Below are 11,752 nucleotides of genomic sequence, written 5' to 3'. Positions count from 1 at the left end.
CGTCGAACGAGAAGCTTGCGAGCTGCAGCAGCCGCACCGGGAACTGATCCAACCGGTATTCCCGCCGGTAGCCCGCCGCCGTGTTCACCAAGCTGCCGTGCTCGATCATCACGCCCTTCGGCTTGCCCGTCGTTCCCGACGTATAGATCACGTACGCCAGATCCTCCGGACGGGCTTGATGGAAGCTGTCGGTGCCAACATTCTGATGGCTCTCATCGCCGTCGTCCACAGCATCCGTCAGCTTGCCGGAGACAATGCCGGAGCCAATCGGCGCATTCGCCCGCTCCTCGCTGTACGACGCTTCGTCGTCCAGGTACAGCACCGCCGCCAGCGCCAGCTCCTCTTCGCCGAGCCAGACTTCGGCACGCTCTCGCAGCGGCGTTTGCGTCAGCAGCACCTTCGCTCCGCTGTCTTCAAGCATGAACCGCACGCGGTCCGCCGGATAATCCGGGTCGAGCGGCACATACGCCCCGCTCGCTTTCCAGACGGCCAGCACGGCCACCAGCAAGTCCACCGAACGCTCGGCGAGAATACCGACGATCGTCTCCCGGCCGATGCCGCTTGCGCGCAGCGTGGCCGCCAAGCGGTTCGCCCGCTCGTTCAGCTCCGCATACGTCAGCCGGTCGTTCTCGTACACGACGGCCGCCTCTTCCGGCGTGCGCTCCACCTGTTCCTCGAACAGCCGGTGGAACGCGGCCTCAGGAGCAGCTTCCGGCTGCGCCGGGTTAAACGCGCCGAGAATTTGCTCTTTTTCCTCTGCCGTCAACAAGTTCAGCTCGGCAATCTTCGCATCCGGACGGCTTACGATCGCCGCAAGCAAATGTCCGAAATGAGTCGACAGCCGCCGGATCGTGCTTTCTTTATAAAGAGCCGTTGCGAATTCAAAGCTGCACTCCAGGCCGCCGTTTTCTTCCGTAACATCCACACTCAAGTCGAACTTGGCCGTGCCGTATTCGCTAGGGTACGGGGACAATTTCAGCCCTTCCAGCTCAAACTCTTTATCCTCCAAGTTTTGCAGGGAGAACATCGTGTCAAACAGCGGGTTGCGGCTCAAATCCCGGCTGACCTGCACTTTATCGACAAGCTCTTCGAACGGATAATTCTGATGCTCGTAAGCGCCTAAGGTCGTTTCTTTCACTTCTTCCAGATACGACAGGAAGGTCTTCTCCGAAGCCGGATAATTGCGGAGCGCCAGCGTATTGACGAACATTCCGATCAAAGGCTGCGTGTCTCCGTGCGTTCTGCCCGCAATCGACGTTCCGACGATCAAATCGTCCTGACCTGTGTATTTATGCAAAAGCACGGTATATGCCGCAAGCAGCACCATATACAGCGTCGTTCCTCTTTGAGCGGCCAGCTGCTTCAAGCCTTCGTTCGTTGCCTCGTCCACGAAGGACGTCAGCGTTTGTCCCTCAAAGCTCTGCACGGCAGGACGCGGATAGTCCGTCGGCATTTCCAGAACCGGCAGCTCGCCCCGGTAACGGTCCAGCCAGTAAGCTTCCTCGCGTTTCAACTGCACTTTTTGCTCGTCCGACTGCTGCCATACCGCATAGTCCTTGTATTGAATGCGCAAAGGCTCTAATGACTCGCCGCCGTACAGACGAACGAGTTCCTCGACTAACACGTCCATCGAAACCCCGTCGGAGACGATATGGTGCATGTCGAACATCAGCAAATAACGTTCGGCTGCCAGCTCTACGAGCTCCGCCCGCAGCAGCGGAGGCTTCGCCAAGTCGAAAGGCCGGATGAAGGCCTGCACGACTTCAGGCGCTTCTTCCTCGCTCGCATGACGGTACTCGACGGCAAAGTCGACGCTCTCGTAAATGCGCTGTACTGCTTCGCCTTGTACGATCTCAAAGCCGGTTCGCAGCGTTTCGTGCCGTGCGATCAGTCCGCGGAAAGCCTTCTCCAGCAGGCTCCGGTCAATCGATCCTTCCAGCAGCAGCACGCCCGGCATGTTGTAGCTCTGATCGGCCCCTTCCAGCTGATTCAGGATAAACAGCCGCTTCTGAGCTGAGGAAAGCGGATAATATTCTCTTGCGCCTGCCAGCGGAATCGACGAGAACGACTGCTCTCCGATCCGGGAGATGGCCAGAGCCATCTCTTCGATCGTCGAGTAGCGGAATACGTCGCGCAGAGGCAGCTCGACGTTCAGCTCCTGATGCACCTTGCTCACCAGTGTCGTCGCCCGCAGGGAATGGCCGCCCAGGTCGAAGAAGTTGTCATGAACGCCGATGTGCTCCAATCCGAGCACGCTTTTCCAAATTCCGGCCAAGCTGGCTTCCAGCGGAGTCCGAGGCGGAGTACGTCCTTCGCCCGGCTGCAAGCTCTCCTCCGGCGCCGGGAGGGACCGGCGGTCGACCTTGCCGTTCGTCGTCAGCGGGAGCCGCTCCAACTGGATCAGGTACGCCGGGATCATATAGGCCGGCAGTTCCTGGGAAAGCACGCTCTTCAGCTCGGCCGCCGGAAGCTCGCAGTCCGCTTCATAATAGGCGCAAAGCTGCTTCTCGCCGGAGGCGTTTTCCCTCGCGAATACCGTCGTTTTCCGAATTCCCTCCACTTTCTGAAGCTGAGCTTCGATCTCGCCCAGCTCAATGCGGAAGCCGCGGATTTTCACTTGGTCGTCCGTCCGTCCCACGTATTCGATCGTGCCGTCCGGCAGCCATTTCGCCAAATCCCCCGTCCGGTACATGCGCTCTCCCGGCACAAACGGATTGTCCACAAATTTCTCCGCCGTCAGCTCCGGCCGGTTATTATAGCCCCGTACCAAGCCTTCTCCGCCGACGCAAAGCTCCCCGGCCACGCCGATCGGCAGAAGCTTATTCCGGCTGTCGACGATATACACCGTCGTATTGCTGATCGGCCGTCCGATGGGTACGGTAACCGCCGACTCATCGACGAAGTCGACCGGAAGGTACGTGGTATAAACCGTGCTTTCCGACGGGCCGTACAGATGGTTGAGCCTGCCCGGTCCGATATGGGCGAGCGCTTTACGCACATGGCCGACCGACACGCGCTCTCCTCCGAACAAAATCACCCGGACATCCCGCAGGCAGTCGACGTTCACATCTACAAGGATGTTGAAGAAAGCCGTCGTAATCAGCATGACCGAGATGTGCTCGCGCTGGATGAGATCCGCCAGCCGGCCGATTTCCAGCAAAGTCTCGCGGAGAACCAGCACCAGCCGCGCCCCGTTGGTCAAAGCGCCGAAAATATCGAAAATCGCTCCGTCGAACGAATAGCTCGAAAGCTGGAGGACATGATCCCGCTCGGTGATGTCGATATAATTCGTATTTCGCACGATCCGCACGATGTTGCGGTGCGAAACAAGGTTGCCTTTCGGCTTGCCCGTCGTGCCTGACGTATAGATGACGCAGGCCAGATCTGTCGCTTCGGTGCCCGGATTTAGATTTGTGCCGTCCTCGTGATAGAAGGACTCGTCATCCAGTAAGATCACGGAGTCCGAACCCGCCAGGCGCTCGCGCAATCGGCTTTGCGTCAGCATGACCTGCGCTCCCGAATCCTCGATCAAGAAACGGATACGCTCCTCGGGATATTCCGGGTCAATCGGTACGTAAGCCGCTCCGGCTTTGTGTGCCGCCAGCATGCCCACCACCATTTCGATGGAACGCTCAGCCATAATGGCGACCAGACGGCCTTTGGATATCCCGTGGCTACGCAAGGTACGGGCAAGGCGGTTGACGCGTTCGTTCAGCTCGCGGTAGGTCAGCTCTTGCTCATTCAAGGAGATGGCGGCTGCATCCGGGATGCGCTCCGCCTGCTCCTCAAACAATTGAATGAGCGTCTTCCCGCGCGGAAATTCAGTGATGGTGTCGTTAAAACGTCCGAGAAGGTCGGCCTTTTCCGCCTCCGTCACAAGTTCCAGCTCGCCCACGGTAATTTCCGGGTTATCCGTCACCTGCTCCAGCAGATGGACCAGATGCCCCTTGAGCCGCTCGATGCTGTCTTTATCGAACACTTCGGCGTTAAAGTCGAACCGAATTTCGATCTCGACTCCCGGCACCACGGTCACGTTGAAGTTATAGTTCGTCTGCTCCTCCATCTGAACGTCAGCGATCGTCAGGTCGCCGTGCTGCTGGTCGCCCGCCTGCTCCATCTGCTCGTCCACCGGATAGTTCTCGAAAGCGATGATATGGTTGATCAGGTTCTGCTTTTGCACGCTGCGGGCTTGAATTTCATACAGCGGATAGTAATCATAACGCCCGGACTCCAGCGCCCGCTCTTGGAGCTTCGCCATCAGGTCGGCAAACACGGTGTCCGCTTCGCTCGTGACGCGGACCGGCACCGTATTGATGAACAGCCCGATCATGGACTCGATGCCCGGGATTTCCGCCGGTCTTCCGGCCACGACGCTGCCGAATACGGCATCGTTTGTTCCGTTATATTTTTGCAGCATCACGCCCCAAGCGGCTTGCAGCAGCGTATTGACCGTAACCAAGCGCTGTTTCGCCACCCGGTCCATCCGCTCGCTCAAGTCCTTGCCGAGCTCGGCGGTGACGTGATCAGCCGTAAATCTGCCGTTTGGCGCCGGTTCCTTTTGTCCCGGGAGTACGGTTTGCCCTTCATAACCTGCCAGGAATGCCGTCCAATAGCCGGATGCCGCCTGATCGTCCTGTTTCTCCAACCATTCGATATAGGCGCCATAATCCGATCCCTTATCTCCCGCTGGCTGCTTGCCGGATGCCAAGGCCGAGTACGTCTCAAACAGCTCCTGCGTCAGCTGCGGCAGGCACCAGCCGTCCATCAAAATATGCTGGAAACTCCACAGCACATGATAGCTTTGCTCTTCGGTGCGCAGGATCGTAACCCGAACGAGCGCGTCATGTTCCAGGTCGAAGCCGCGAAGTTTGTCATCCTCGGCCTTTTTATCCAAATACGCTTGTTTCTCGTCCATCTGCAAATGAAGCAGCTCTTCATATTCAAAGCCGACCGGCTTGTCGCGGTATATGATTTGCAGCGGCTCGCCCGCCGGTCCTTTCACAAAATTCGCCCGCAGCACCAGATGACGTTTCGCAAGCTCCATCCAGCTCTTCTCGAAAAGCTGGACGTCGAGCACTCCCCGCATCGTAAACCGCGTCTGCTCGAAGTAAGCTGCCGTTTGCTGGTCAAGCGCGCTGTGGAACCACATGCCCTTCTGCATCGGCGTAAGCGAGTAAATATTTTCGATTTCCCCGAGATGGCCCGAGCGCTGGGCGATTTGCTCCAATTCCGCGATGGTCAAGCCTTTAAATTGCACGTCGCTCGGCGTCAATTCGGTGTTTTCTTTGCCTGCGCAGTGGGTAATGAGCTCTCGGAGACTTTGCTCAAGCCGCTGAGCGAAGGCTTCCATCGTTTCCTTGCGATACTGCTTCCGGCTGTAGCTGAGATCGAGCGATAAAGCGCCGTCCAGCACCATGCCGTTGATATCCAGCACAAAGTTGCGGGCCTGCCGGTCGCTGGCCGGGCTGCCGCTGGAATAAGAAGATATGCCGATCTCGTCCTGATTGACATCATCGTCGAACTGGCCGAGGTAGTTAAAATTAATTTCCGGCTCTGCGCCCCAAACAAAGCCATCCTCCGATTTGGAGAGATAGCGGCATACGCCGTACCCAAGCCCCTTGTTCGGAATGCGGCGCAAGCTTTCCTTGACCTGTTTAATCTGATAGGCCAAATCCCGGTCGGTTTCCGGCTCCAGGACGACCGGAAACTTGGTCGTAAACCAGCCGACTGTGCGCGTGATGTCGATATCCGTTCCGATCGATTCGCGTCCGTGTCCTTCGAGATTGATCCGCACCCGTTCGTGTCCCGTCCACTTGCGAACGGCTATGCCGAGCGCCGTTACCAAAATATCGTTCATTTCGGTGTTGTAGGCCCGGTGAACCCGCTTCAGCAGCAGCTCCGTTTCTTCGGGAGTCAAACGCACGAACAGCGATTCGCTGTCCTGCTGCGTCGTAACGTCCGCCTCCAGATCCTTCGGCAAGGCCGGAACCGCAATTTGTTCCACGGCCTGCCAATAGGCCCGTTCCTTCGCCATCTCCGGGCTTTGCGCGTAAGCGGCCAGCTGCTCGGACCAAGTACGGTACGCATCCGTTTTCGCCGGGAAACGAATTTCTTCGCTTTTGCCGGCCTGCTCGTAACCCAGGGCGAAATCCTCCATCAAAATGCGCCAAGACACGCCGTCCACCACGGCATGATGAACCGCGAGCAGCAAATGATCGCCGTCCGCGCACCGGAACAGTCCCGCCTTCACGAGGGGCCCGTTCTCCAGATCGATGCCCGCTTGAATGTCCGTTGCCTTCGCTTCCACAGCCTGCGCGGTATTCTCCGCATCCTTGAAGTCGAACGTATCCAGCGTGAACAGTCCGCCTTCCTGAATCGCGCGGTTCCGCGCGCTAAACCCTTGTTCCGTCTTGCGGAACACCATCCGCAAGGCGTCATGATGCTCAGCCAGCTTTTGCAGCACCTGACGCACCGTCTCTTCGTCGAAGCGTTCCTTCCGGTACAACATCACCGACTGGTTGAAATGATGCGGGTCCGCAAAGGAGCTCTCGAAAAACCAATGCTGAATCGGCGTCAGCGCCGTTTCACCCGTTATTTCGCCTTGATCGATGGTACGTCCGATCGGTTTCACATGCAGGCTGAGCTGTGAAATAGTCGGATATTTGAACAAATCCCGAATTTCCAGCTTGTACCCAGCTTGATGAAGCCGCGAAGATACTTGAATGGACTTGATCGAGTCTCCCCCCAGCTCGAAGAAATGATCCGTTACCCCAACGCGATCAGCGTTCAATACCGCCTGCCACACATCGGCAAGCGTCCGCTCGGCTTCATTGCGGGGAGCTACGTACGCGCCGCCGGTCAGCGCGTTTCCTTCCGGAGCGGGCAAAGCCTTGCGGTCGATTTTGTCGTTCGGCGTGAGCGGCATCCGCGGAAGCTGAACAAAATGCGCCGGAATCATGTAATTCGGCAATTTTTGCGCCAGCGCGCTTCTCAGCTCGCCGAGCGTAAGCGGGCGGCCCGCGACCAGGTAAGCGCACAGTTCTTGCCCGCTTTTGCCTTCCCGCGCGATTACGATCGTCTCCTGCACGGAGTCGATCTTCAGAAGCTGCTCTTCAATCTCGCCGATCTCGATCCGGAATCCACGGATTTTCACCTGATGGTCAATCCGGCCCAAGTACTCAATATTTCCGTCCGGCAGCCAGCGGGCCAAGTCGCCCGTCCGGTACAGTCTCTCTCCGGGCTCAAACGGGTGTTCGATGAATTTCTCCGCCGTCAGATCCGGCCGGTTCCAATATCCCCGAGCGAGGCCGACGCCCGCGATGCATAATTCTCCCTCCACTCCGATAGGCGCCAGCTGATTCTGTGCGCCCAGTATATACAAGCGATGGTTCCAGATCGGACGTCCGATCGGTATCGCTCTGCGTTCGGTGTCATACGTAGACGCCGTCCACACGGATGTGGCGATCGAGGCTTCCGTCGGACCGTACGCGTTATAGTACTGTACCTTGTCTTTCCACTGCTGCACGAATTCGGCTGAAACGGCGGAGCCCGCCGTGATGAGCCTGCTCAGACTCGGCAGGCGGTCTGGATTCAAATAAGCCGCATAAGTTGGCGGCAAAGTGGCGATCGTAATTGCATGCTCGTTCATGAAACGTTCGAACAGCTGATCATCCAAAATCGTCTCGGTTGACGGTATATATAAGGTCGCCCCGAAATACAGAGCGTTGAACATCTCCCAGCACGACGCATCGAACGATAGGCTGGCGAATTGCAGCACTCGATCCTGTTCGGTCGTGTGAAGCGTATGGGCAAACGTCAGTTTCAGGCTGACCAGCCCGCGATGCTCCAGCATGACCCCTTTGGGTTTGCCCGTCGTACCTGATGTATAGATGACATAAGCCAGATCGTTCGGACCGCTGGCCGGCTCCAAGTTCGAGCCATCGTCGCTGTAGGCCTGCTCGTCATCCAGCGCCACCACGGTCCCTTCGAACGGCACCTGCTGCTGCAGCTCCCTTTGAGTCAGCAGCAGCTGCGCGTTCGAGTTCTCCAGAATGTAGCGGATGCGTTCTTCCGGGTATTCCGGGTCGATCGGCACGTAAGCACCGCCAGCTTTCAGAACCGCCAGAATGCCAACGACCGTCTCCAGCGATCTCCTAGCCATCAAGCCTACCAGCTGATTGGGCAGCACGCCGACCGATCGCAGCGTCCGCGCCAGCCGGTTCGCCCGTTCGTTCAGCTCCGCGTACGAAAGCCGCCGCCCCTCAAAGACAACCGCCGTCGCTTCGGGCACCCGCTTCGCCTGCTCCTCCACGAGCTGATGAATCGTCCGATCACGGGGATAGTCCTTTTCGGTATCGTTAAAGCTTTGCAGAAATTGAAATTTCTCGTCCTCCGACAGCATGTCCGCCCGCACGATGTCCAGCTCCAACTCGTGAAGCCCCACGGCCAGCAGGCGATTCAGATGGCCGACGACCCGAGTCATGAACTCGGAGTCATATAAGTGCTCGTTATATGACAGCGCTAGCTGTATCGTCCCGCCGGTTAAGCTGAACTCAAAGGAACAATCCGTGACCACGTTTTGCCCGATTTCGTCCAGATGCAGCTCCTTAAGGGATACTAGCGTATGGACGACGGGTATCCCGTCTGCATATTGCAGGTCCAGCTTCTCCGTCATTTTCAAGAACGGAATATGTTGATGCTGAATCGCTTCCGGCAAGGAAGTCCTCAGCTCGCTCAGAAGCGTTTTAAAAGTCGCACCCGCCGAAAGCGAGTTTTTCAAAATGATCGTATGATTAACGGATCGGCGCGTCTCCGTCGGTTTCCGTACAACCGGCATGCCGACCAGAATGTCAGAAGCGCCTGTATATTTATGCAAGAGCGACTGAACACCTGCGAGCAAAATCATAAAAGTGGCCAGCGGAGCGCCCTTGCTCATTTGAAGGACGCGCTGCGCCACTTCCTCCGAAAGCGTCCCGCCGACGGTTGTCATAATGGGCGCCAGGGAGCTTGGAGCTTTGCTGTAAGGCAGCCTCGTCAAGGTATAATCGTCGCTACCGAATTTTTCGTTCCAAAACAACGTTTCTTTTTCAAAAGCCATCTGGATCGTTCCCCTCTCTTCATCGGTAAAAGCAATCCGGCGGAGCATATGCCGCAGCAACGCTCCAGCCTCGCTCCCCGCCTTTTCAAACATGCGACAACAATGTCAATGGCTTTCGGCTTCGCTTGCCCGGTTGATAGCATGCGGCAATCCTCTGCCTAGCAGCTGTCCCGCTCGGCTCCCATGCGTGAAAGACAACAATGAGCATCGTTCTACGCAAGAGATGCGGCTTTCCGGCTCCTCTGCTTCAATATGCTTGCTGCGGACGAGCCGCCCGAAGACGGGCTTTGGTTTTACATTGGGTTCGGAATTGGATTTGGGGGTGGACAAGGGATGTTCCTCCCATCGTTGTAAGGCTTGCTGTAGGGTTCCGGCCGGCCAGCAGGAAGTCGGCCTTACCTCCGGATTCGGCACTGGAGCTGCCTTTGTCGAAGCCTATGTTTAAGGGATATTGATACACTCTATGTACGATTTGTGTATTTCCTCGCCTGGTGTGGATAAGTAAAGATCCGGCTGTGGGGTAGTGAGCTTTTCCTGACGATTAGATGTGACGATGGTGCTGCATGAGGCTCAAAGAATGCTCCGTATGGCATGAACGGGACAGCCCTTGGATTGGCGGTGAATTCCAGCTTTTCAAAAATGCTCACGCGCTTCATCCTCCATCGGAATTGGGATAAGGTTGGCTTAGTCCTTTCTGAACCTTCTGACGTCATGGAGCAACATATTCTCGGCTGTCATTTTCCACAATTGTCGGTCCCCGCATGCCGACTTGCTGGGTAGCCAGTGGATTGGTCTCTCGGGACAGCATGGATAGGTATAAAAACCATACAATTCTATTTTCTATCATAATTGGGAAGATAACCTATGTAGAATTATATCAAAATTTCCAAGAATGTATAGTAAAAATTTAGTTGAATTTGGTCTGTCCAACATAAGATGTTAATATTTTGCCTAAAAAGTCGAATGGAGAAGAAATGCTGGGAATGGTTTGCCATCAATCGAGGAATTCGACGCGTATCGACATTCAGGCGGGGTGCCGGTCGATTTGGGAGATCTCCCCTGTAGACATTCTCTGCCGGTGCTCCGAATCCCTGCGCTTTGCGATACCTTAACATGATTACCTGACGAATTTCTGGAAGCCTGGCTGGAAACGTGACTCGATGTCAGCTGGATATTCTGCTGGAAAATCCGCGAAAAAGTCCCGCAAGGTATCTTCCGTCAGATAAAAGATAATACCTCCCGATGGGAATCTATTTTCTAAAATAATCATGGATTGTAGAGTAGGCTGTATTAGATGAGTCTTATCCACTACCCAATAGCGATTCGCTATTAAATATTTCACGATTTGCATGCAGTACCCACTTTGGTAAACCAAATAATTCATCTTGTTCTCTTGTAACTTTCGCAAGTGGTTTTTCAGTTTGTTGAATAGCACAATAGAGATTATCTTCGAGACTATTTATATGGTGATTTGACAACTTATCGTTGTTTTTAGCATTATGAAGCCATTCGACATTCCTGACCAAATTGTAGTTTATCTGCCTTTCCGTAATAAGTGCCCACTCTATCTTTTGGTCTTTAAAGAACTCTTTTTCAATCTGTAATTTCTCTACAACTCGTTTTGTCAACTTGTTAGAAGGTTTGATAGAATGTGCAATAAATTTTATACTTTCTTCTTGTTTTACTGTAAGTAACATATCTGTAGTCATAATGATGGGAAGCTTATTCTTGAGGTCAGTTGGATGTTTAATGCCTAACTTTTGTGCAATATAGAGGGTTTTATCTAGGGGTAATAAAGGAAATTGTTCGCGAATATCAATCACTTGCTCTGACCACTCCATTTGGTAATGATGTGCCAATTCAAAGTGTTCAGACAGATAATGGTGAAGTCGACCACTTTTCCAACCAAGAATTCGAGTAACTATCCCTATTGAAGGTACATCATGTACAGTCAACCAAGGTTTATATTCCGAAAAGTGGCCTTGACCTCTTCCTTCTTTGATTTTCCGTTGAATAGATGCTATAGAGTTACTTGATCGAATTTTGCTCATTATTCACCTTCTTTTTAGAACTACTAAATCAGAGTAAAGTTCAGTTATCTTTTTCTACTCCTAAGATATATTTTAGTTTTACTTCAAAATACAAATGTAGAATATAACAACTCACAGCTTTATACAATAGCAAAGTAATATTTTTTAGCTATATTTTACTTCGTAGCCTATTCATAGGCTACTCGTAGGGTACAGTAGGGTATGAATAAGCTATAATATGGGCTATAAGTAGGTATAATTAGTAAGCAGATGGGTCGGGTTAAAACCTCAATAGAGGTGAACTCATGAATACTTTGGGACAGCGATGTAGAAATTTAAGACTACTCCATAATTGGACACAAGAGGAACTTGCTAATAAAATCGGGGTAACCAAACAGGTTGTTTCTAATTGGGAGCGAAATGTAGCACGACCTGGAATTAAACATTTAATATCTTTAGCAGAGGTTTTTGATGTTACAACCGATTATTTACTTTGTATTGCTAATCAAATGACGTTCCCCTACTGTGTGGACTCAATTGATACAATTCATTCGGACCTTAATAACGAGAAAATCAAAAAATCCTTTGATCTTTTAGCATTTCTAAATTCTGGTTTTCGAATTGA

Annotated in this window: 4 protein-coding genes; 1 reads left to right on the top strand and 3 read right to left on the bottom strand. The window is 53.9% G+C overall.

Features of this window, described 5'->3' with window-relative positions; genetic code table 11:
* From AC5ELV_RS26005 to AC5ELV_RS25995, 3 genes are all read right to left on the bottom strand, one after another.
* A partial coding sequence (locus AC5ELV_RS26005; RefSeq protein ID WP_493432424.1) for an amino acid adenylation domain-containing protein occupies positions 1-9,190 on the bottom strand: 9,190 nt, incomplete at its 3' end.
* Between the two features lie 12 nt (positions 9,191-9,202).
* Positions 9,203-9,427, bottom strand: a complete 225-nt coding sequence (locus AC5ELV_RS26000; protein ID WP_493432423.1) for a hypothetical protein — start codon at positions 9,425-9,427, stop codon at positions 9,203-9,205.
* 971 nt (positions 9,428-10,398) lie between these two features.
* Positions 10,399-11,148, bottom strand: coding sequence for a TnsA endonuclease N-terminal domain-containing protein (locus tag AC5ELV_RS25995; RefSeq protein ID WP_493432422.1), 750 nt, complete (start codon positions 11,146-11,148; stop codon positions 10,399-10,401).
* Between the two features lie 284 nt (positions 11,149-11,432).
* Here AC5ELV_RS25995 and AC5ELV_RS25990 point away from each other — a divergent pair.
* On the top strand, positions 11,433-11,752 hold a 320-nt coding region (locus AC5ELV_RS25990; protein ID WP_493432421.1), incomplete at its 3' end, for a helix-turn-helix domain-containing protein.

The organism is Paenibacillus sp. NMA1017, assembly GCF_058895805.1.
This window is presented reverse-complemented; position numbering and strand designations above follow the sequence as displayed.